The organism is Psychrobacter sp. H25 (assembly GCF_059076335.1).
This window is the reverse complement of sequence record NZ_JCACRV010000001.1, coordinates 1004454-1028398: the sequence shown is the minus strand read 5'-3', so window position 1 is coordinate 1028398 and position 23945 is coordinate 1004454. Positions and strand designations below refer to the sequence as shown.

13 protein-coding genes are annotated in these 23945 nt (G+C 42.0%); 10 read left to right on the top strand and 3 right to left on the bottom strand.

From position 1 onward, the window contains the following. Positions 1–17: 17 nt before the first annotated feature. Both queA and dinB read right to left on the bottom strand, forming a co-directional pair. Positions 18–1220, bottom strand: a complete 1203-nt coding sequence (gene queA / locus AC5JPO_RS03990; RefSeq protein WP_493853329.1) for a tRNA preQ1(34) S-adenosylmethionine ribosyltransferase-isomerase QueA — start codon at positions 1218–1220, stop codon at positions 18–20. A 177-nt stretch (positions 1221–1397) separates the two neighbouring features. Next, positions 1398–2483 carry a DNA polymerase IV gene (dinB, locus tag AC5JPO_RS03985; protein WP_493853328.1) on the bottom strand — a complete coding sequence of 362 codons (1086 nt, stop codon included), beginning with the start codon at positions 2481–2483 and terminating at the stop codon, positions 1398–1400. 503 nt (positions 2484–2986) lie between these two features. Here dinB and AC5JPO_RS03980 point away from each other — a divergent pair. Then, on the top strand, positions 2987–3232 hold the full coding sequence (locus tag AC5JPO_RS03980; protein WP_319050185.1) for a hypothetical protein: 246 nt from the start codon (positions 2987–2989) through the stop codon (positions 3230–3232). 319 nt (positions 3233–3551) lie between these two features. Here the strand turns inward: AC5JPO_RS03980 and AC5JPO_RS03975 are convergent, their stop codons facing one another. After that, positions 3552–4889 carry a hypothetical protein gene (locus AC5JPO_RS03975; RefSeq protein ID WP_493852628.1) on the bottom strand — a complete coding sequence of 446 codons (1338 nt, stop codon included), beginning with the start codon at positions 4887–4889 and terminating at the stop codon, positions 3552–3554. Between the two features lie 468 nt (positions 4890–5357). On the opposite strand from AC5JPO_RS03975, the gene AC5JPO_RS03970 reads away from it, so the two are divergent. The 9 genes from AC5JPO_RS03970 (at position 5358) to AC5JPO_RS03930 (ending at position 23666) form a co-directional block, all read left to right on the top strand. Continuing rightward, complete coding sequence (locus AC5JPO_RS03970) at positions 5358–6245, top strand: YagK/YfjJ domain-containing protein (RefSeq protein WP_493853327.1); 888 nt, start codon at positions 5358–5360, stop codon at positions 6243–6245. A gap of 187 nt (positions 6246–6432) precedes the next feature. Then, the gene (locus AC5JPO_RS03965; protein WP_493852630.1) at positions 6433–6720 is read left to right on the top strand and encodes a hypothetical protein; all 288 of its coding nucleotides are present in this window, start codon (positions 6433–6435) and stop codon (positions 6718–6720) included. A 52-nt stretch (positions 6721–6772) separates the two neighbouring features. After that, the gene (locus tag AC5JPO_RS03960) at positions 6773–7768 is read left to right on the top strand and encodes a DUF932 domain-containing protein (protein ID WP_493852631.1); all 996 of its coding nucleotides are present in this window, start codon (positions 6773–6775) and stop codon (positions 7766–7768) included. 115 nt (positions 7769–7883) lie between these two features. Next, positions 7884–9038, top strand: coding sequence for a YqaJ viral recombinase family nuclease (locus tag AC5JPO_RS03955; RefSeq protein ID WP_493852632.1), 1155 nt, complete (start codon positions 7884–7886; stop codon positions 9036–9038). A gap of 140 nt (positions 9039–9178) precedes the next feature. Beyond that, positions 9179–10090: a recombination directionality factor gene (locus AC5JPO_RS03950; RefSeq protein WP_493852633.1), complete on the top strand. Its 912-nt coding sequence runs from the start codon at positions 9179–9181 to the stop codon at positions 10088–10090. 167 nt (positions 10091–10257) lie between these two features. Continuing rightward, positions 10258–10509, top strand: coding sequence for a helix-turn-helix transcriptional regulator (locus tag AC5JPO_RS03945; RefSeq protein WP_493852634.1), 252 nt, complete (start codon positions 10258–10260; stop codon positions 10507–10509). Between the two features lie 252 nt (positions 10510–10761). Then, positions 10762–12555, top strand: coding sequence for a ShlB/FhaC/HecB family hemolysin secretion/activation protein (locus AC5JPO_RS03940; protein WP_493852635.1), 1794 nt, complete (start codon positions 10762–10764; stop codon positions 12553–12555). A gap of 71 nt (positions 12556–12626) precedes the next feature. Beyond that, on the top strand, positions 12627–23264 hold the full coding sequence (locus tag AC5JPO_RS03935; RefSeq protein WP_493852636.1) for a two-partner secretion domain-containing protein: 10638 nt from the start codon (positions 12627–12629) through the stop codon (positions 23262–23264). Between the two features lie 15 nt (positions 23265–23279). Continuing rightward, positions 23280–23666 carry a hypothetical protein gene (locus AC5JPO_RS03930; RefSeq protein ID WP_493852637.1) on the top strand — a complete coding sequence of 129 codons (387 nt, stop codon included), beginning with the start codon at positions 23280–23282 and terminating at the stop codon, positions 23664–23666. The last annotated feature ends 279 nt before the right edge of the window (positions 23667–23945 follow it).

Below are 23945 nucleotides of genomic sequence, written 5' to 3'. Positions count from 1 at the left end.
AAATGTTTATGTCATGTTTAGTCAACTTTTCTATCTAACAACATGGCATCACCATAGCTGAAAAACCGATACTGCTTGTCAATAGCATGTTGATAGGCGTGCTCAATAGATGATTTGCCTGCAAATGCCGACACTAGCATCAGCAGTGTTGATTTAGGCAAGTGAAAGTTCGTTAACAATCGATCGATAACGCCAAACTTAAATCCTGGGTAGATAAAAATATCGGTATCACCTGACCAGCTAGAGAGCTTTTGCCCATCGATAGCTGTCTTTTGATAAGCCGTCTCTAGGACACGAGTGACTGTTGTACCGATAGCGATAACTTTGTTCCCATTTGCATGAGTCTGATTGATCAGCTCGGCCGTCGTTTGCGGTAGGTGTGCATATTCGCTATGCATGGTGTGATTGAGTAGGTTGTCTGTTTTAACTGGCGCAAAGGTACCAGCACCAACGTGTAATGTGACAAAAGCAGTATTGATGCCTTTTTCTGCAAGCTTGCTCAGTACCGCTTCATCGAAGTGCAGACTCGCTGTAGGAGCCGCTACGCTAGCAAGCTTAGTAGGATCATGAAAAACGGTTTGATAACGAGTGTTGTCAGTCTCATCGGCATGACGCTCAAAATAAGGCGGAATAGGAAGTTCACCATAGAGCTCTAATTGCGGTAAAATCGGCGCATCAAATGCCAAGATAAATAAGTTATCTTGACGTCCAATCATTGCAGCACTCATATGACCGTCAGCAAGTTGCAAGCGCTGACCCAGCTTAAGTGCTTTGCTTGCTTTTACATGACAAAGCGCAATGTGTTCTTGATTCACTGGCTCATCACTCATGTCTTTTAGATGCAGGGCTGCAGTATCTAAATCATCAAGATTAACTAAGCGTTCAATCAGGACTTCAAGTTTGCCGCCAGTATCTTTTTGGCCGAATAGACGCGCCTTCATTACCTTTGTATCATTAAAGACAATCAGATCGCCTGCATCCAATAAGTCGGGCAATGCAGAAAACAGACAGTCTTCTATTCGAGTAGTGTTTGTCTGAGAGTTAGCAGGCAAGTATAGCAATTTTGAAGCAGAACGCTGTGCTAGAGGATAGCGGGCAATCAAGCTATCTGGCAGCTCATAATCATAGTCCTCAACGCTCAAATAGTTTGAGGTATCGTTATTGGCGATGGTATCAAGCGATGTGTTTGTATCAGTAAGTGCAGTGTGAGAGTCAGTCATAATCAGTCTTTAGTTCAATAGAGATTTTGGCATAATTGTAGCAGAAATGCTTTTATGAAAGGATACTTTACCCGATGATGACAGCGTATTAGAAGAGATTTCAAACACAGTAATAGCCTAAGCAAAAATACGAACCTAATTGCTTTTATTAAAAATAACCATCAGTCAGCGATTAGGTTATTCAAATAAAGTTAATTGAGACAATAACTGCGTAGAAGGTAATAAAGAAGAAAAGGTCACACCTACCAGCCGAATGGGCAGCTCGCGTGGAATATCTGCAAATAGCTTGTCTAACCAATAATGTGCAGACTCAGCGCTATCAAAAGTGGTAGATAAAGTGTGCGAGCGCGTAATTTGAGTGAAGTCCGAGTATTTTATTTTGAGCGTGATGGTATGGGCAACGAGGTTTTTTTTGTGCAGCTGGCTAAAAGCATCAGCATTCTGCTCATAAATCTGTATACGCAGCTCTTCATTATCACTCAAGTTATCTCTAAAAGTCGTCTCTGAACCAACTGATTTATGAGTACGCTCAGACTTGACTGGTCGCTCATCACGGCCATGAGCGATATCGTAATAAAACTGACCACGTTTACCGAACTCCTCAACCATAGTAGCTGCTGGCACACGCCGTAGATCTGCGCCATTGCTCACACCCATCGCATGCAATCGCTTTGCTGTTGCTTTCCCTATACCGTGAAAGCGTTCAATAGGTAGCGTACTAATAAACGCATCAGCATCTTTTGGTGTGATGATAGCAGTGCCATTGGGCTTGTTGATATCGGAAGCAATTTTAGCCAGCATTTTATTAAACGATACTCCAGCAGAAGCAGTCAATCCTGTCTGCTCTAGAATTTGAGCCCTCAACCAGTTGGCCATTAGCGTTGCTGAGCCTTTGTGCGCGCTAAGCCCAGTGACGTCCAAATAGGCTTCATCTAGTGATAATGGCTCAACATGAGGCGTTAAACTATGCATAATACGGCGAATGTCACTACTGACCGCTCGATAAACCTCAAAACGCGGTCTGACAAATACCACCTCTGGACAGCGTCTACGTGCCTCATAGCAAGACATTGCTGAACGTACACCAAATTGACGCACCTCGTAACTGGCAGCGGCAACCACACCGCGACCGTTAGGATCACCGCCAACTACCAATGGCTTACCTCGAAGCTCGGGAAAGTCGCGCTGCTCAACACTGGCATAAAAAGCATCCATATCAATATGAATGATTTTACGAGGACTGGATTCTTTAGAAATAGTCATAGTCGATATTTTACCTGACTTGCTGACTTTTTCTATTATCAATTGTTATATTTGACAGGAGCCAATAAAAACTGATAAACAAAGTTGCATTAATATCCATATTTTGATATATATCATAAAGTAAATATAATATAAATGGCGCACCGCTGTTCTAGATAGATAGGAAGTTTCATGCTTTTGCAACGTTAGTGAACAGTTGTTTCTTTTTGCCCAGTTTTATTAAAAAGTTTGTTAAGTGTTTTTATTCAACTAAGCCGTTTGTCTTAGTAGTTTTGCCATTCATCGCTAATCTGATAGCTATCTATTACAGTCAGTCCATTAAAGTTTTACACTAGTAGATACTCAATAGTAATAAGCGCGGTGAAAAATAAATAACGCCTAACATTATTTTTTATACGAAAACATTGTTTGTCGTTAATACCAAATTTACGAATTGAGTACGGATAAATCAACTCTTGAAAGGTAGGTATTGTGAGAGAGTGCAGAATGTCAAGGAGCCGATGATGAATAACGAACTGAAGGGGAGTGACCTAACACGGGCAATGCTAGCACGCGGTACCAAGCGAATATGGTGTGCGGTTTGTGATGACAGCGATGAGCAAGCAATGATGGATCATTGTGGCAATGATTTTACCGCCTATATCGTATCATTCCGTGATGGATTTTTTTACTGCAGTGCGGGCATGCCATGGAGCTATGCCGTACCGATTAAGATAAGTGCGGTTACGCAATACGAAGTAGCGGTATAAGTACAAACAAATATTGCCAGTAAGAAGTGGCAAGACCAGTAAAAAGTGACAAGCGTAACGTAATAGTCATAAAGTTACGGGCACAAAAAAACCTCCGAAGGGGGAGGTTAAATTGCACTACATATTGGTACCAGTGGTCGGAACGATACATATTAGTTAAGTTATTGATATTAAATAAAAAAATATTATTAATGAGTTTTTGTGTACACCACAGTGTACATAGAATATTGATTTCAAAATTTTGGATCAAAGATGAATGTTTAATAAGTGTATTGTACCTTAATTTTACGCAAGCTAGAAAATTTATCCCTGTCTTGAGTTATAACTTATGATAGCTATCTGTATTGACATTACCTGCATCTTTGATTTGTTTTCCATAATTTTCTTCAGGAAGAAATGTTTGTAGTGAACTAGCTTCCTGTTTGGGTGGAGGGGTGCCAGTTGGTAGCTTTTCATTATCGTACATTGATGAAATAGCGGAATCTGTATCATACGAGCGACTCCGCTCTTCTTTATTGTCAGTACGTGAGGTTTCTTTAAGAATGGACTTTTCCTCACTATCTTCGCTTTGCGAATTACAGGGCTGCTCTAGAGGTATCTTATCAAAAGAAGCATATTGATTAGGAAAAGATGGGTCTAGCTGAATGTCTTGACCTCTCATTTGACTATAAGCAGATTCAACTAAGTCGTTTAAGACTTCACGCTGTTTTTTACCATAAGCCTTAGCAAGATACTTTAGGTTTTTCTTATTGTCGCTTGTGAGATCTATACCCTGATTTTTCTTAATTTTATTGCGATCACGCCTTTGCTTCGAATTCCAAACGTCTTCCATATTACTAATAAAGAGGCCTCTATTATCAGCCGTTTCTCTGTCTACAACTTTACCCTCTTTGTAAAGCCAATAAGTATCAAACATCCAATAATCTAGTGATGCCAGTATGTGACAAAGCCGCATAGGTATATCTGTCGCTTTAAATTTAATAGTGTCAGAACAAATTAAAGCCTGTTGGTACCCATCCTTATCAATGTTTATTTTTCGCCCTCCGTTCTTTTTTTTATTCTCTTTGTTTCTTCTCAAATTGTTAAGATCATGCAATTTATTCATATATTGATATATATGGTTTATTTTAACACTACCTCCATTATTAGTCAGCCATTTAATATCTGTTGAATTTACTTGACTAAGAAGATAAGCGTCTTTTAACAATTCTAAAGCTATCTTTTTCATTGCAATTTGTGAATCGTTAGTTCTATCAATAATTTCTTGATTCGATATCAGTAGTTTTTTATTGAAAATAACATCATGAATAAAAATTGATATATCGGATTCTGTGATTATTGATTCACTTGAATTGATAGTGTTTCTTAAAACCATATTTAACCATAGTGCGGCTCTTGTATCGTCGTAGAACCACTTGACGTATGACAATGGAATGCTGTTTTCCGCACTGACTTCTAAAAGTATATTCAAATTTCTAACATTATATCGTTGCTGTTTTAAAATTCTTATCAACTGTAATTTACAAAATGAGTCGTTTTTTAATACAGTTTCTGTTAGTAGTCGACCTCGTCGTCCCAACTCGAAAAGGCACCAATACACATTGTAAATGCTAAGAGCATTGATCTTTTTTTCAATATACCTTTCATTCTCTATCAAAGTCTGGCTCCTATTTCTAAGTCCGTTTCTCATTATTTGTCTCCATACAACAACTAAAGGCAAGTCATTTCTTGCTAATTACTGATCGTCATACTGTTGAATTTTTCGTCATTATAATATCACTAAAACGTCATTAAAACGTCGTTATAAATTTAGTATGTTGTAGGAATTATATATGCTTTAGCTATTAATTTTTTATAAATTGACATCAATCACAATCAGCTAACTCCATCTTCACTTTATTCTACGAAACACAGTGATTTACTGTATCGTATTTTTCATTAGCCCAAGCGTGGCTTGCAGAAAATTGTGATCTGTAGACCCTCAAACTGTTGGTACTATAATATAACTTATATTAAGTATTACTTAACTAAGGCAGATCCTATCCGCACTCAATTGTAAAGAAATACACAACCCTATGAATATATGTAACATCCATTCAACTTTATATTTATAGGAAATCAAGCCATGATCTACTCACCTGTTAATCACTCACAACTTATCTCTAACGTCGACAGACTTGTCAGACAGATACTGCATGGTACGATAAATTTTCAACAAATCAAAAGTCAATTGAACGAGTTCTATTACTCGTTCATGATTAGCCTTAATCCTGAAAATAGATATTCAAAACCTATCCAAGCATTTATAGAAAGTACCAATATAGTTATTGGCAATAATTATGCTTATAACGTATTTTGGGATAACGAAAAGACGGCGCAATTTATTCGGTTGATATTAAGTTATGAAAAGGCAGTCAAAAAAGATTATAGTGCTTGGTATTATCAAAGTAATAAAAATAGCGAACGTTTAGAAAATAATATTCGAATGCTAATATCAAATTACTCAAGATTATTGTTTGTCAGAGTGGATTTAAAATATATACAAGACCTCAGTCACCACATTACTATTCGTGATTTTGACTTTCATATGAAAAAACTAAGAGAGGCTATTCATAATGGCGATACTTGTTTTACGCATTTATTGGGTTATGCCTGGTCGTTAGAACAGGGTGAGAATAATGGTGGCTTTCACTGTCATTTGCTATTGATCTTTGATAGCTCAAAACATTACCAGGACAGTTATTTAGCTGATCGAGTTGGACAAAAATGGCGAGATATAACTGATGATATTGGATATTGCTTTATCTTAAATACTAGGGAATATAAGGAAGGGCTTACGCGCTACGGTAAACTTGGTATTGGGATGATCCATCGTAAGAATTCACAGGAAGTCGAGAATGCAGTTAATGCTGCCTTGTATTTAACCAGTCCTGACAAGCCTGATGGTAGCTATCAGCGTCTTAAAGTGTCTTTACCGAATATGAATACGTTTGGGCAAAGCATTACTCACTAGCTCAGTAAGGACGATGTTCGACACAGCTACAATATAGATGTGCCTTAATAGCAAAATAATTTCAGATATATAGTATCCCCATGAGTTTAGATAAGGAGCCTAGCTACCTTATCCATCTATCCCTAAACGTTTAATCAAGGTCTGCTCATAGCAGGCCTTTTTTATGCGCCACTATCAAGGAGATACTATGAAACCTATCTGTCCCAACTGTCATTCAGCCAATGTCGTAGAAAATATGGATACCAGTACGCAAGGTATGGCAGAGGATATGTTCTCACCGAAGCTACTTGCTGGTATCGGTGCTAGCGTCTGCAAGTACTATAAGATCAACCCCATGATTGGTACGGTCGCAGGTGGCGCTATTGCTACCGTGATTAATCTGGCACAACAAAAGCTTATCCAACCGCCACTCGTTAAAGCGGTTCTCACACCGCGCTATCTATGCAATACCTGTCAGCATACCTTCAGTATCTGACCTACTCACTTATCCAAGTACTTATTTTATCGAACCATAGAGGAGCAATAACATGGCACATTTAATCGAGAGCATGGCATACGTTGGCGAAACCCCTTGGCACGGACTTGGCAACGAGTTGTCACCCAAGCAGCCTATTGAAGTCTGGGCTAAGCAAGCAGGTATGGATTGGCGTATTGAATCATCAGATGTGAGCTACATGGCAACCAATGATAAAGGTCAAAACCTAATCATGCCTTATGACAATAACAAGGTACTGTACCGTAGTGACACTTTAGAGCCACTATCTGTTGTGAGTCAGCGCTATCAAGAAGTACAACCCAGTGAGATTTTAGAGTTTTATCGTGACCTGACTGAACAAGCTGACTTTGAGCTGGAGACCGCAGGGGTGTTAAAAGGTGGACGTAAGTTCTGGGCACTCGCCCGTACGGGGCAATCCGCGACGTTACGCGGCGGTGATGTCAGTCATGGCTATTTGCTACTAGCAACTGCTTGTGATGGCACGCTTGCCACCACAGCACAATTTACCAATATTCGCGTGGTATGTAATAACACTTTAGCGATCAGCTTAGCTGATGGTAGTGGCGGTGTGGTGAAAGTACCGCATAGCACTACCTTTGATGCCAAAAAGGTTAAGCAGCAATTAGGCGTATCCGTCAATCAATGGAATGAGTTTAATTATGAGATGAAGCAATTGAGCAATAGACGAGTCACTCAAGCAGAAGCGGCCAATTATTTAAATCGTGTGTTTAACGATGTTAAGGACGATGGCCTTATTCTGTTTAATACGGCTAAGAAGGAAAAAGATGCGGTTCCTAATGCAAAAGCGATGAATCAGGTGATGAATATGTTTAACGGTCAAGGTCGCGGTGCTGACCTAGATTCTGCCAAAGATACGGCTTATGGCTTACTCTCTGCCATGACTGAATATGTCGATCATGAACGACGTGCCATGTCGAGAGATCATCGTTTGGACTCTGCATGGTTTGGCGCAGGCGCTAAACTCAAAGACAAAAGCCTTGATGAAGCGCTACGCTTAATTGCCTAGCCACTCTATCTATCTAATGAATCAGCCACGCCTTTGAGCGTGGTTTTTTTATGCCGTCAATGAACCAAGGCACATCCACAGATCACCAAGAATAAACTTAATAAAGGAGTTCACCATGAACATGATTGCATTAAACAATACAACCACGACTCAGCTAAGACCTAAACGTTCAGTCATTACAGGTAAGACGTCTCGAATCGCTAAATCTAAAACCAAGAGCAAGCCAGTAAAAGTCACACTAAAGCAAAATGAAACGGTTGATAAATCTGTTCAAGCAAAGACATCAACCACGCCTAAGCGTTTAATCAATACCAAAGATTTAAGCCGTGAAGATTGGCTACAGTTTCGCAAGCAGGGTATTGGCAGCTCGGATGCCGCAGCCGCTTGTGGTATCCATCCATACCTATCCATGCTTGAGCTATGGATGATTAAAACAGGACGCACGAACTCAAACATTGATGCCAGTAGTAATAACGGCATTGAAGGCTATTCGCCACTGTACTGGGGCAATACCTTAGAGCCGATGGTGGCTAAATACTATCAAGAACATACCGGCAATAAGGTTCGCCGCGTCAATGCCATCTTGCAGCACCCTGATCCTGATAAAGCCTTTATGCTTGCTAACCTAGACTATGCCATCACTGGCAATGACGAGGTACAGATACTAGAGTGTAAAACCGCTGGTGAACATGGTGCCAAGCTGTGGCGTGATGGCGTGCCGTTGTACGTTACCTGCCAAGTCCAGCATCAACTGGCAGTGACTGGTAAACAGGCTGCACATATCTGCGTGCTACTTTGTGGACATGAAGCGAAGATTTATAAAGTTGAGCGTGACGAGCACTTGATTGATTCTATCATTGAGCATGAGCGTCTGTTCTGGCAGTACGTGGAAACAGAAACTCCGCCAACCCCTGATCATTCTGAGTCAGCCGCCCGTGCATTAAAGCAGCTGTATCCAATGGCTAAGCCCTCAAGCAAGGTTGATCTAACGAATGATGACGGTGCTAACAAGCTGTTTGAGCAATTACTAAGCTACCGTGACTATATGCAGGAGTTAGAGCAGCGTCATGACCAAGTGAAGCATCAGCTGCAAACGCTGATTGCCGATAACGAGGTCGCTGTGTTTGATAAAGGCGCTATTTCGTGGAAGCGCTCGAAAGACAGCATTGGTCTAGATAGCAAAGCTGTCATCAAGGCCCATCCTGAATTGCTTAAGCAATTTAGTAAAACAAAGCAAGGCAGCAGACGCTTCGTTGTACTTAATGACTAAGCTAAAGATCACTCAATCATCAGCGCAACAATCAACCAGTCAAAGCTAATAAATCAAAGCAAGCGCATAATTTCCCACCTAGCACAGGTGGGCTTTTTTATGGGCAAACACATTCCATTAAACATATAAGGAATACCATCATGATTAAAGGTCTAACGATAACCCCACCAGTCTTAGGTCGTATCAGCATTGGACGTGTCATTGTAAAAGACGGCAAGCGTCTCCCTGCCAAAGACGACCAATTCACTATCACCAGTCAAGTTCAGAACAAAGATGGCTGGATCAATCATCCACTCGATGCAAAGCTACGCGAAAAGAACGACGGTAAACTCAGACAGATACCCGTACGCATGTTGTTTAATGATCCTGAGCTTAACCTCAGAGCAGAGTACACGCTGTTCGATAGACAAACAGGTCGTCCACTATGTGTGGGTGATGGCGAACAATGTCAGCGCAGAACCAATAATGGTGTCGAGCAACTGCCTTGCCCATCACCTGATCGCTGTCCACTGGCACAAGGCGGTGCTTGTAAGCCGTATGGCAGACTGTACGCAAATCTGAGTGAAGACGATGAGCTGGGTACGTTTATCTTTCGAACGACTGGCTTTAACAGTATCCGTACCTTGGCAGCACGCTTAAGCTACTTTGCAGCAGTATCAGGTAATAAGCTGTCGTGTTTACCATTGCAACTCACGCTTAGAGGTAAGAGCACCACACAAAGCTATCGCACGCCGATTTACTTCGTGGACTTAACCCTGCGCGATGATGTAACGCTGAAACAAGCGGTACAAGATGCACAAACGATAGATGCGGAGCTTAGCGAACATGGCTTTGATCAAGCAGCATTAGAGGCAGCGGCAAAGCTTGGCTATGTGAACTCGTGCTTTGAGATTGATAGTGATGGCTTGCTCGATATGGTTGAAGAGTTTTATTCCGTAGAGACAGATGAGGTTGATAGTAGTCATCAAGGAGGGTCACAAAAAGGTATGGCTTCCTACAATGTCGGTAATATTGAAAGAAGTTTAAGGGAGAGTGTGACAGCTATAAGTTAGAGCAGTGGTAAAGATATACGGCATAAAAAGGGAGCTGAATAATTAGCTCCTTTTTTATTGCATTGTCTAAGTCTAGGCACTGGACTACATGGGATGCCGTAAAAAAATATGGGACTCCGTAACTGTATGAGAAGAAAGGTTCTCATTAACTTACAAAGGAGCTAGTCATGGAAAATTTTAATACAACACAGCCTGTAATCAAACAATGTAATCACATCCCACAGCTACTAAGCATCAAAGATGTTGGTCATTACACAGGTCTTAGTCGTTCCACGATATACGAGCTTAATAATGAAGACTCCGAACGTTATGATTCAACATTTCCTAAGAAAGTACAGCTTACAAAGGTTAGGGTAGTGTGGGTAGCTAGTGAAATTGCAGAATGGATTGAAACTAAGATAGCTGAGCGTTCAGCCTAGGCTTACTGAACCGCCTTACCACTAAGAGTAGGGCAGTTTGTTTTTTTAGTAGGTTCCAATTAGATCATTTCAAAATGCTATTTTTTTGTTTGAGGCAATTGAGTAAGTTTTTATGAGTTTAAACACGCTCAACAAATCATTTCAGCAGTTTTTTATATTAACAACAATGCAGTAATGATTAAAATAGAATTGAATATCTTGCAATAATCGACTATTAACAGCATAATTCGCTATTATAAAAATGGTGGACTTATGTATACAAGTATTTTGAGAACAGATATAGCTGGCCACACTTTAAGCCTGTTAACGGTCAGTATTGTCAGCATTTGTATGGGTGTCAATGCCAATGCGATTACGCCTGAGCAGTATCAAGAGCAGCGTAGTGACGCCTTAAAACAGCAACAATTGGTTAAGCCTAATGTCAGTATAAATACTGATACGTATCAACAAGCACCTTCCACTTCTATAGTGCCCGCCAGTTCTCAGAATACTGATCCTGCTTCAATCCCTTGTTTCGATATTGATCATATTTACCTAACAGGTGAGCTGAGCGAAAAATTTACTTTCGCACTCATGCCTTATACCAAAGGTAAATCATCCCTACTGGGTAGCTGTCTATCAGTCAATGATATCAACCAGCTGGTCACCAATGTACAGAACCGGATTATCGAAAGAGGTTACGTCACCACTCGGGTATTGGTGCAGAACCAAAACCTCAAATCTGGTCACTTGACGCTTACCCTCATTCCCGGTCGTATTGACCAAATTACCGCTGTCGATGTTCAAACCAGTCGACCTGTGTATATTGATAATAGCGGCAACCCTGCCAACTTTGCTCCTGCCATACCAATGCAGTCTGGTGATTTGCTTAATGTCCGTGATATCGAGCAGGCACTAGAAAACTTTAAGCGCGTACCAACCGCTGACGCGGATTTCTCTATTGCACCTAGCAGTCGAATGGCTGAGCCTGGTTATAGTGATCTTCAGGTTAAATGGCAACAGGGCAAGCGCTGGCGTCTATCGGCAACCGTAGATGATTCAGGCCAAGACAGTACAGGCGTCTATCAAGGCAATGTGACACTATCACTCGACAACCCAACGTGGCACAACGATCTGTTATACCTCTCTTATAACCACAACTTAGATGGTGGTGGCGATGGCGAAGATAATGGTAGCTGGGGCTACAACGTCGGTTATGTACTGCCGTTTAATAATACTCAGCTGATTTTAACTCACAGTGGTTACAACTATGATCAGACCGTCGCAGGGGTCAATCAAGACTATGTTTATAGCGGTGAGTCCTACAACACCGACGTGCTTGTTAGTCATTTGGTCCATCGTGATAATCACAGCAAAACCTATCTAAAAGCAGGCGGCTTTGCCAAGCAGCAAAGCAACTTTATCGATGATACCGAGGTTGAGGTACAAAAGCGCCGCACGGCAGGCTATCAAGCAGGGGTAGGCTACGAGACTATTATTGGTAAAACGCAGTGGATTGGCGATGTGATGTATCAGCGCGGTACAGGTGCCTTTGATGCTATTGACCCGCCTGAGGCGTTATTTAATGAAGGCAGTGCGCGTGCGGGTATCGTAAAGGTTGGTATGGATGTCAACCAGCCCATTCAAGTCGCTGATAAAGCCTTAAATTATCATGCCACTTTTAAAGGTCAGTATGCAACTGAGGCATTGGTACCGAATGAACGTTTGAGTATTGGCGGTCGTTATAGTGTACGCGGGTTTGATGGCGAGCGTAGTTTGAGCGGGGATCATGGTGCCATCTTAAGACAAGAGCTGAGTGCTTATATTGGTGACAAGCCACATGCCGTTTATGCAGGCGTCGATGCAGGGTATGTGAGGCTTGATAATGATGACCAAGATGATTTGCTACTTGGTCATCATCTAGTTGGTGGCGTCGTCGGGGTAAAAGGCTATGTCACCCCGATTCGTACCAGTTATGACGTATTTGCTGGTTATCCACTGGCCCAGCCTGACAATTTTAGCGATAAAGAATGGGTCACAGGCTTTAGCCTTGGATGGCAGTACTAAATCATATTGTTGTCAACATTATATTTGCTATCAAACTTCTTCTATAAAAAATTATTTCAAAGGACACCACCATGAACGCTCAATGCTACCGAGTTATTTTTAATAAAGCCCGTGGAATGCTCATGGTGGTGTCAGAGGCCGCACGCTCTCAAGGTAAAACAAGTAACCCTAGCGAGGGTGGCAGTGCGATCAGTCAGATTGTAGGTGGCTCGCAAACGGCCACTCAAATTAATGGCTACTATCAAGGCGGCAGGTTTACGCCCCTGCGTGCGCATATGCTACTAGCGCTTGGTATGGCGACTATTATTAGTACAAGTGTTAGCAACAGCGCTTATGCCGATAATACCAAAATTGTCGCTGATCGTAATGCCGCCGCTGCCCAGCAAGCTGCGGTCTTGAAAGCATCAAATGGCACGGCACAAGTCAATATTCAGACGCCAAGTGCTGCTGGCGTATCACGCAATGTCTTTAGCCAGTTTGATGTTGGTGCTGACGGCGCCATCCTTAATAACAGCCGTAAAAACGCACAAACGCAGCTTGCAGGTTGGGTTGAGGGTAACCCGTATCTGGCACGCGGTGAGGCTCGCGTCATTCTAAACGAGGTCAATTCAAGCGATCCAAGTCATCTCAGCGGCTACACTGAGATTGCAGGTGGCCGAGCTGAGCTAGTGATTGCCAACCCTGCGGGCATCAGTTGTGCTGGTTGCGGTTTTATTAATGCCTCCCGTACCACGTTGACGACCGGTCAAGCACTCATGGATCAAGGCCGCTTGACAGGCTTTGATGTGACAGGTGGTAAGATTCGTATCGATGGTGATGGCTTAGATACTAGCAGTAGTGATTACACTCAAATCATTGCCAAGACCGCTGAGATTAATGCAGGTATCTATGCCAAAAATTTAGATGTGATCACTGGTGATAATAAAGTCAGCTATGAAGCGGATGCCAAAGATACTGTCATTACTTCTAACAGTGCAACCAATAGCACCAACCAAGCGACGGGTGTAGCGCTGGATGTCTCAGCGCTGGGTGCAATGTACGCAGGGAAAATCCGTCTGATCGGTACGGATAAAGGCATGGGCGTGACCAACGCGGGTAGTATTATCGCAAGCACTGGAGGTCTGCAATTAGACAGTAACGGTAACCTGACCAATTCAGGGAGTATGATTGCCAATCAAGGTAAGGTTAACATCGTCACCAAAGGCTTTGATGTTGATAATTCAGGGACGATTGCAAGCTCTCGTGAGACCGCTACGCTGAATAGCAGTACCTTAAATAACAGCGGTGTGCTCAGTAGCCGCGATACGTTACAACTCCAGCAAACAGGCGTTATCAGTAACTCAGGCGAAATATCTACAGGCAGCTTTGATGTAAAAGCGGCATCATTAAATAACAGTGGCTCACTGCTGCAAACGGGCTCAGGAAAACTTGCCATTGATAGCTCTCAGCTAATCAATAAGCAAGGCGGTATCATCGGGCAAGATCTTTATCCGAGTGATAGTAGCACTCCGCCCAGTGTGACACCTTCTAAAACCCCGCCGACGACTGCCAACAATGGCAGTAGTGTGGGTACAAATCCAACCAGTCAGCCATCTGAAACGCCCGCGCCATTACCTGTTATTACTCGCGATGGCAATATTAACGCAAATAATCTCACCAATACGGGCAGTATCTATAGCAATGGTAAGATCAATGTTGCAACCGAAAGTGTGGCTAACCAAGATAAATCTAGCTTAGCGGTCAGTACTCTAAATATCGCTGATAATGGTAGCGCCTCTAATACTGACAGTCGCTTGCAACTTGAGTCAATAGATTGGCAATTAACTGACTTTGATAATACTGAAAGTCAGATTATCACTAATGCTGGCATTAACATTAGCACAAATAGCGATATCGATAATACCAAAGGGACGCTTGCCAGTAATGGTGATATTACACTGAACGCTAATGGTGACATCAATAATAACTCAGGTGTTATTCAAAGTGGTGCTAAGTTAACTACTGACAGTCATCATATTAACAACAGCAGTGGTAAGTTGATATCGCAAGAAGGTTTGACGATCAACAGTCGTGGTGATTTAACGAATACTCAAGGTGCGATTAACAGTACCAAAGATGCCGTCATTACCAGTAAATCTCTAGATAATGATAATGGTCAAATTACCGCACAAGGCAGTCTGACGACAAGCTCAGATAGCGTTAACAACAGTGGTCAGCTCTATGGTGAAACTGACACACAAGTAACGTCGGCAGGCACCATTAACAACAGTGGCGCGATTGCCAGTGGCGGTAATGTGGATATGACGACTGGCAGTCTCACACAGACAGATAGTGGTAGCCTGGTCGCAGGAATGAGTGCTGATGGGACATTGCTAGATAACAGTGCAAATCTCAATATCCTAGCGAGCGGTGATATCACCAGTCAAGGCAATCATATTGCCACAGGCGATGTGAGCTTAAGTGGTGGTGACATTAGTCTGTTAGACAGCAACACCCAAGGTAGCAGTATTAATACAACTGCTCGTACTGGTATCAATACTACAAATGCTTCGATAACAGCGACAGATAAGCTTACTTTAAGCAGTACGAACGGCGCTTTAGATAATACAGCAGGCGTCCTAAGTGGTCGTGTGCTAGAGATTGATGCCCAGCGCTTAAACAACACCGATGGCAAACTGACACAAACGGGCAAACAAGACCTGACGCTTGCAATGGCAGAAGGCATCGACAACACACGTGGTGAGATTGCGAGTAATTCAGATAATCTAACACTGAGTACCACAACGCTCGATAACAGTAGCGGAAAAATTATTCACGCTGGTACAAGCAGCAATGATGACAGTCGTTTAAGCATCAATGTAGACAGTGTGAACAATACTGAAGGTGAGATCTTAAGTGTAGGTGCGCAAACGTGGCAGGTCGCCAAAGATATCGACAACACATCAGGGGTGGTACAAGCCAATCGCTTTGATATCACGGCACAAAGTATCGATAACACCGATGGACGTATTGTCGCGGTTGATACCACCCAAGTCGCTGCAAAAAATACAGCATCTAGTAATAATAAGTTACAGATACAAGAGAGCTTCACCAATGCAGGTATAGGCATTGTTGCGAGCGATACGGGTAGTCTTGCAGTCACTGCTGGTGAGATAGACAACAAAGGACAAATTTCAAGCGTCAACGACTTGAGTCTTAAAACTCGTACTTTGACCAACAGCGGCAGCCTATACAGCCAAGCTGACGTAGATATAGTCAACCAAGGCGCGATGAATAACACAGGCAGTATTGCCGCCCAAGGCAATACCAGCGTGAATACAGGCAGCCTGGTGCAAAGTGCTGATGGACAGATGATAGCAGGGTTGAATGCCGACAATACTCTGAGCAACACCCCATCTACATTGCGCGTCACTAGTACAGGCACCCAGCGTAATGCAGGTACCAATATTGCGACTGGCGATATATACCTGCAAGGCAGCAGCCTTGACTTGAGTGATGGCAGTAGCCAAGGTATCAGCATCGATATGCAAGCTGATGACGCACTGATCAACAAAAACGGCGTTATCAATGGTGATAACATCGCCTTAACAAGCAAGCAAATAGACAACAGCACAGGTCTCATTGTTGCTGCTGAAGGATTGGCACTCAATACCGATTTGCTCAACAACGAAGCAGGTGACATCCGTCATGTGGGCGCATCGCCTCTGACACTAGCCATCGCTGACATCAACAACCAAAGTGGTTATCTTGGCAGTAACGCTCAAACCCTGACCATCAACTCCGAGCGCCTAAACAATAGCAAAGGAGTGATTCAGCACTCAGGATCGGATGCGCTGAATATTAGTGCCACAGAGCAACTACAAGGTCAAGAAGGGCAATTAATAACTGGCAATATCTTAACCTTAAGCGGACAAGATATTGACTTGAGTGGCGCCAGTACTCAAGCAGGTAGTATTCAGCTAACCGCCAAGACACTTAGCAACCAAGATGGTGAAATCATCTTAACCGACAAAGCCCACGACAGCCTAATTGACGTACAACAACAGCTGAACAATATTGATGGCCGCATTGCTTCACAGAATAAGCAACTATTGATTGACGCTGGGAGTATTAATAATACAACTGGCGATATTGTCTCAGAGAATGGGTTAAAAGTTAATGTTGATCAGCTCATTAATGAAAAAGGGCTACTAGCCAGTAAAGCAGATGTGCTGCTCGATATTAGTGGGCAGCTAAATAATCAGTCAGGACTTGTTAGTAGTGAAAAAAATCTAACCATATCAGCTGATAGCTTCAACAATGACGGAACGCTAGGACAGAATAATCTAGGTATTCTAGCGGACAATATTGCACTTAATGTCAATACGTTATCCAATCAATCAGGGTTGATTGAGGCAAAAGAGCAGGCAAATATATCAGCCGATACAAGCATCGATAATACCAGTGGATTGGTGGCGTCAGGCGGGTCTTTATCTATAACTGATAGTAATATAGACAACAGACAACTTGATATTATCAATAAAGAGGGGTCGCTTGTTGCAAATATTACCAATGATATTACCGCACGCAGTCTCTCAGGTAATGGCAGTATTCTCTCTTTTCAGGATATTGCTGTAGATTTGACATCAGGTTTTAATCAGTCTAAAACAATGAGTGCAAACGGTAATATTGTATTTAAGACACAAGGAGATTTTACCAATCAAGGGATAGTAGAAGCCGGTAATAGTGTAAGTATCACAACGACTAAAAATCTTGAAAACTTCAATAAAATTCAAAGTAATCAGGAGGTTGATTTAACAGCAGATAATATCACCAATCATATTAATGCCAAAGTTATTGCAAATAATAACGATGTACAAGCTAAGGGTACACTGACTAATAATGGCAGCATAGATGGTATCTCCTCTCTTGCTATTGGTGCCAACAGTCTTAATAATTCAGGACAGATTATCGCAGAGGCGAATAGCGGAAAACTTACTGTAAACATAGATAATACGCTTCAAAATACAGGTCTTATCAATGCTGGAAAAGTAACGATCAAATCTGATGAGTTACTAAACAGTGAAAAGATATTTGGTGGTGATATTGCGATACAAGCTAATAGATTAGTAAATGGCAAAGATAAGACGGCTGCCCTAAGTAATGTGGGTGGTAGTAATACAACTGGTGGTGCTATCGCGTCACGTGGTGATTTAGCATTAGCGGGAAATACAATCCTCAACGAAGAAGGCGCACTGATCTATGCTCAAGGTGGTTTGTCCGTAGGTGGCCGCTTAGATGATGCGGGTAATACTATTGGCAGTGCTACTCTTTTAACCAATGCTTCTGCTGACATCAAAGTAATCGGTGATGCTTCTTTAAATGTGACAGACATCAATAATGAAAATAGATATCTCACTACGACAACCAAAGTAACGCAGGATCCAAATACCAAAGTGGTCTTTAGTGAATCACTAGAGAGTAAAGAATATGCTGCTGATGAAATTAGGTTGTGGCGTACTTGGAACGATGATGATCCTAAAGCTACTCAATATAACGACAATACGTCGGAATTTTTTGAGTGGTTTGGTGAGATTGATTATACTGAAGAGTTTGATGCAAAATGGGGTATTGAGTTGCCCGATGGTAAGCAAATAACTAAGCATGTCAGTAAAAGATTTAAAGAAACGACTTCTGAGACGGCAGTTCTTAGCTCTGACCCGGGTAGTATCACTATTGGCGGAAATTTAATATTTTCAGATAATTTGACCAATATTGACAGTGAAATTATCGTTGGTGGTTCGGTAAATAGTACTAATGGCAACTCTGTAAAGAATATCAGTACAGAAGGTGAGCGCGTACTTGAGAGAAATGGCACGCAACTGCAATATAGAATTACCAGAGACAACAACGGGACATTTGGAGACAGTAAATGGGAATCGCGTAAAGATACTGATGATTATAGCGATTCTCTCAAAACCACTTTCGATTTAGATACCACTACCTTTATCAAAAATGCAAATGTAGACATTGCACAGCAGGATATTGAGCAGACAACGATCAGTAATAGTGACGCAGAGGCGGTCCAAGACAATCGGATTATCCAAAAAAATATTATCAACAACTTAGAGTCAAAACGCGTTGAAAATGTCGACGGTAATACTCAGTCACCAGACGTCAAAGCAGCAAAAAATACCGATAATATAGCTGTCGATATTAATAAAGCGACTCTAGAAAGTTATAGCGGGCGTCAGCAAGCTATCGATAATCAAAACCAAGATACTGTTTCTGTGCAGAATAATGGTCCACTTTTACCTACTAGTAGTTTGTTCGGTATCAATCCTGATAGCAATGCTAACTATTTGGTGGAAGTAGATCCTGCCTTTAATAATTATAATAAGTGGCTGTCATCTGATTATATGCTAGATCGCCTACAGCTTGATCCTACCGTTACCCAAAAAAGGCTTGGAGATGGGTTTTATGAGCAAGCACTCATTCGCGATCAAATCCATCATCTAACTGGTAACTATTTCTTAGACAATAATCAAGATGATCAAACCCAATATCAAATGCTCATGGACAACGGTTTAACCTTTGCTGAGGGCTACAGTATTCGACCAGGGATAGCTTTATCAGCGGCCCAAGTCGCACAATTGACCAGTGATATTGTATGGTTAGTTGAAGAGACGGTCACCCTAGATGATGGTAAATCAGTCACCGCCCTAGTACCGAAAGTGTACTTGCGTCCTGAGGGGCTACAGTTAAGAGCTAACGGGTCACTTATATCTGCAGGAGAAGGATTCAACGTCAACCTATCTGGAGACTTCAAAAATGTCTCGGGAGTCGTAATGGGTCGTGATGTTATGAATATCAGTGCAAATAACATTGATAATATCTCAGGTCTACTGACTAGTGATATCGTCAATCTCAATGCTGTGGAAGATATTGATAACGTAGGTGGAGAAGTCAGAGTCAATAATGCCTTATTCGCCACTGCTGGCAATGATATTAATATTGAGTCTACCACTCAAGAAAGTAACAATGGCAAACGAATCAATCTTGATCGTATTGCAGGATTTTATGTCGATGACGAACTAAAAGGGCGACTACAAGCTACTGCTGGACAAGATATTAACCTAAAAGCGGTCAATATAGACAATGCTACTGAGCAAGGTAATACAGTTCTGTATGCGGGTAAAGATATCAATCTAGGGACCCTAACGACTGGCTTTAGCGAATCTTTATATGTAGACGAGGACAATCAGCGTACTGTAAAAGTCAGTAATGAAGTGGGTAGCAATGTTACTGCCAAAGGTAGTATCACTGCAATAGCCGATAATGATATTAGTATTAGAGGTAGCAATGTCAAAAGTGACGAAGGACCTGTAGGAATCTCAGCAGGTCAAGATGTCAAGATAGAGAATAGCCTTTCTTCTGAGAGCGTAAATGCCAAATCTAGCTATAAAGTTAGTGGGCAGTTATCTCGTAGCACTATTAAAGAGAGTGGTGCTAAAAGTAGAGAAGTGACTAACTTTAGTAACATTGAAGGTGATACTGTCTCTATTCAAGCTGGACGAGATATCAGTTTGACGGGAGCCAATGCGCTTAGTGATAGCGGAACCCAATTAAGTGCTGGTCGTGATGTCAGTATATTGGCTGCAAAAAATACTTTTAGCGAAAATAGCTCTAATCAAGAGAAGAAAAAAGGAATATTTGGTAGCGAAGGTAGCACAGGCTTCACCATCGGCAAGCAGCAAACCGATGATAGCAATACTAAAACCGAGACCCAATATGCAAGTAGCAATGTTGGCACCATTGACGGTAACGTCATCATTGACGCGGGGCGCACCTATCAACAGACCGGTAGCAATCTTATCGCAGGTATGGGCGCTGACACTGGTAAAGATATCAAAGATGCCAATCGTGGTAATGCAGTGGTACGCGCGCAAGACATCAATATTGATAATAATATGAATGTCACTACCAGTCAAAGCGAGCAAAAGTTTAAGCAGACGGGTCTGACTGTTTCTGTTTCTAATAGTTTAGTGGATAATGTCAACGCTATTAGAGATCTAGAAGAGGCTGCTGGTAATACAGGCAGTACACGTATGAAAGGTATAGCAGCGATCAGCGGCCTTTTAAAAGCACAAGCACTTGCAGAGCAAGCACAGGAAACACTTGGTAGTATTCAAAATGGAGTGGGCAACACCCGCATACAAGCCACCATCGGTAGTCAAAAGAGCCAATCGAACAGCAGCAGCTATACGGAGAAGAGTCAAGGTTCAAGTATTGATACTAACAATCTTGCCTTGATCGCTACAGGGGCAGGGTCAGACAGCAATATCAACATCAATGGCAGTAGTCTAACCGTCAGCAATGATGCCTTATTCCAAGCAGACAATGACTTAAACGTCAATGGTGTCGCGCAAAACAGTAATACCCGTAGTAATAACAAAAGCTCAAGTACCGCCATAGGGGGTTATGCCAGCTTTGGTCAAAACACTAGTGCAGGTATCACTGCTAGTGCCAGCCGTGCTAAAGGCTATGCCAACAGTGATAGCACCACCTATGCCAACAGCCAAATTAACGTTGGTGGCACCACCACCTTTGACATCGGTAATGACGTCAACATCAAAGGCGGGGTCATTAATACAAATCGCGCCCAAGGCAAAATTGGTGGTGATGTCAATATCGAATCATTACAAGACACCGCCACCTACGACAGCAAACAAAAGAACATGGGCTTTAGTGCTGATATCGACATAGCAGGCGGTGGCGCAGGCTCTAGCCTATCGGTCAATGGTGGCAAGACGAACCTTAATGCAGACTATCAAGCAGTCGGTGAGCAGTCAGGCATCTTTACTGGCGATGGTGGTCTTGATCTCACTGCTGGCGGTAAAACCACGCTCATAGGCGGTGCAATCACCACCACCAAAGCCGCTCGTGATGCTGGACGTAACCGTTACACCAGTGCAGACGGTATAGACACGCAAGATATTAATAACACAATCAGCTATGACGGTGATGCTATTCAAGCAGGACTCAGCATCGGTCAAACCGATAATAAACCGCAAGCCAGTATGAATGGCTTAGGTTATGGCAGCGATAGCGACAGTGACAACAGTGTGACGCGCGCTGGTATTACAGGCATTGCAGGCAGTCAAGATATTACGACAGACAACCTTGCCGAGTATGCAGGCATCCTTGAGAATAGCTTTGATGCAGAGAAAATCAATGAGGAGCTTGGGGCGCAGACGCAGATAACCCAAGCCTTTGATCAAGAGCGTCGTAAGATTAAGACTGAGATTAACGCCAAAGAGAAGAAGTTAAGAGATGAGGCAGAAGAAGCAAGCAATGCTGGAGACTATGAGACAGCACGAGAAAAGTTTGATGCGGCAGATAAGCTTGTAAACCAAGGTCTGCTATTTGATGCCGTCGCAGGTGCAATATATGGACCAAACAGTAATGGCGCGACGGGTTATGTGGCTAAGGCTGTCAGTCCAGCGGTGTCTTTTAAAGTTGGACAGTATTATAAAGAGCTTGAAGCTAATCAAGATAATAAACTCACTGATGGACAGCAAGCAGGTCATATTTTAGCTCATACCTTACTAGGGGCAGCCGTCAGCTATGCTACAGGAAATGATGTACTTACTGGCAGTGTATCTGCTGGTACAGGAGAAGCCGCTGCACCGTTATTGTCTCAGCTGCTGTACGAAAAAGACACCGATAAGCTAACGGCTGAACAAAAGGATACGATTAGTAGTATTGTTAGTGCTTTGGGTGCTGGTATTGGTGCAACAACAGGTAATGCAAGTGATGCAGCCAATGCAGCGGAGACGAGTAAGGTTGCAGCTGAGAATAATGACGGTGGGCCTCAGACTTATGGTCAGTCGAAAGCTGAGCTCATGAAAGAAACGTGGGAGATGAACAATGGGCCTATTGGCAAACTCTTAAACAAGAACCAAAAATATATTTTGATTGGAACGGACTTCTTACCTGTCTTTGGTGATATTAAGGGTTTAAATGAAGCAAAATCCGCTTTAGATTATGTTTTCGCGTCTGCTGCAATAATACCAGTAATAGGTGATGGTGCTAAGCTTGCTTATAAAGAAGCAAAAGCATCTGGAAGTCTTGAAGATGTAATGAAGGCCAAAGACTTAGTAGAAAAAGATATCAAAAAAAGTGGTTTAGCGACTGAGGTGTCTGGCACTCAGCTTATCAGGAAAGTTGAAAATGGTGAGAAAGTTAAACCTATCATTGATGTTCAAGCTGGTTCTAAAAACAATTGGGATCGTCAAATTAATCAGCCTAGCTTTCAACCTAATAAGCAGTATAGACTTTCAAACGGACATAAATATTTAACTGATAGTAAAGGACGTGTCAATAAAGTAGAAGGTGAATTATCTCTTAATAAAATGGATAGAAACAAAAACCAGCAAAGAAATGCAGGTAAAGCAGAAAATGCTACTGGTGACGATGGTGGACATTTAATTGCTAGTTCTCTAGGCGGTGCAGGTGATAGAATAAATATGGTACCTCAGGCAAGAACATTAAATAGAGGCGATTGGAAAGCTATGGAGAACTTTGCAAGAAGAGAACTTGAGGCTGGTAAGAATGTTTCAATTAAAGTTGATCTAAAATATCCTAGTTCTAATTCAGGAAGGCCTAATGAATTCAATGTCACAGTAAACGTCGATGGTAAAGTAACACCTTTCAAATTCAATCAATAAATGTGAGTATAAGACATGGACTCAATTGACCAAGCTTACGAATATCTTGGAAAGTATGGTTTAGCTTTTGCAAATGAACGGCCTTGGGATCTTATCAAGGTTGATTTTAATATTTACTTTAAAATGGCAACTGCTGACCATTTCTTAATTTTTAAAGGTAATAAAACAGATACAGCAGGGTTTGAAAATAATTCAGATGCTATATGGGAAGGACTGGACGCTGCAATATTTATTAGAGATTATATGTTAAAGTTAACAGGCGACCGAATATGGGGTTTAACTTTTACCTTGTATCCTGATGGTAAGTTTGAAATTGAATATGATTATGACAAACCTGAAGACTATGAAGAAACTGATGAGCTCATCACAGGAGAAGAGATAAATCAAACTTTTTTAAAGTGATGATCTAAAGTTCTGAATAGTAATTGAAAGCTACGATACTCAATATATCGTAGCTTTTTTCGTATCTAAAACTAAGACACCGCCACCTACGATAGCAAACAAAAGAACATTGGCTTTAGTGCTGATATTGACATCGCAGGTGGTGGCGCAGGCTCTAGTCTATCGGTCAATGGTGGCAAAACCAATCTAAATGCAGACTATCAAGCAGTCGGTGAGCAGCCAGGCATCTTTACAGGCGATGGTGGTATTGATCTTACTGCTGGCGGTAAAACTACACTT

Bases quoted from the DNA above. Each gene is read 5' to 3' on its own strand.
- queA (WP_493853329.1), bottom strand. From the start codon at position 1,220: ATGACTGACTCTCACACTGCACTTACTGATACAAACACATCGCTTGAT.
- dinB (WP_493853328.1), bottom strand. From the start codon at position 2,483: ATGACTATTTCTAAAGAATCCAGTCCTCGTAAAATCATTCATATTGAT.
- AC5JPO_RS03980 (WP_319050185.1), top strand. From the start codon at position 2,987: ATGAATAACGAACTGAAGGGGAGTGACCTAACACGGGCAATGCTAGCA.
- AC5JPO_RS03970 (WP_493853327.1), top strand. From the start codon at position 5,358: ATGATCTACTCACCTGTTAATCACTCACAACTTATCTCTAACGTCGAC.
- AC5JPO_RS03965 (WP_493852630.1), top strand. From the start codon at position 6,433: ATGAAACCTATCTGTCCCAACTGTCATTCAGCCAATGTCGTAGAAAAT.
- AC5JPO_RS03960 (WP_493852631.1), top strand. From the start codon at position 6,773: ATGGCACATTTAATCGAGAGCATGGCATACGTTGGCGAAACCCCTTGG.
- AC5JPO_RS03955 (WP_493852632.1), top strand. From the start codon at position 7,884: ATGAACATGATTGCATTAAACAATACAACCACGACTCAGCTAAGACCT.
- AC5JPO_RS03950 (WP_493852633.1), top strand. From the start codon at position 9,179: ATGATTAAAGGTCTAACGATAACCCCACCAGTCTTAGGTCGTATCAGC.
- AC5JPO_RS03945 (WP_493852634.1), top strand. From the start codon at position 10,258: ATGGAAAATTTTAATACAACACAGCCTGTAATCAAACAATGTAATCAC.
- AC5JPO_RS03940 (WP_493852635.1), top strand. From the start codon at position 10,762: ATGTATACAAGTATTTTGAGAACAGATATAGCTGGCCACACTTTAAGC.
- AC5JPO_RS03935 (WP_493852636.1), top strand. From the start codon at position 12,627: ATGAACGCTCAATGCTACCGAGTTATTTTTAATAAAGCCCGTGGAATG.
- AC5JPO_RS03930 (WP_493852637.1), top strand. From the start codon at position 23,280: ATGGACTCAATTGACCAAGCTTACGAATATCTTGGAAAGTATGGTTTA.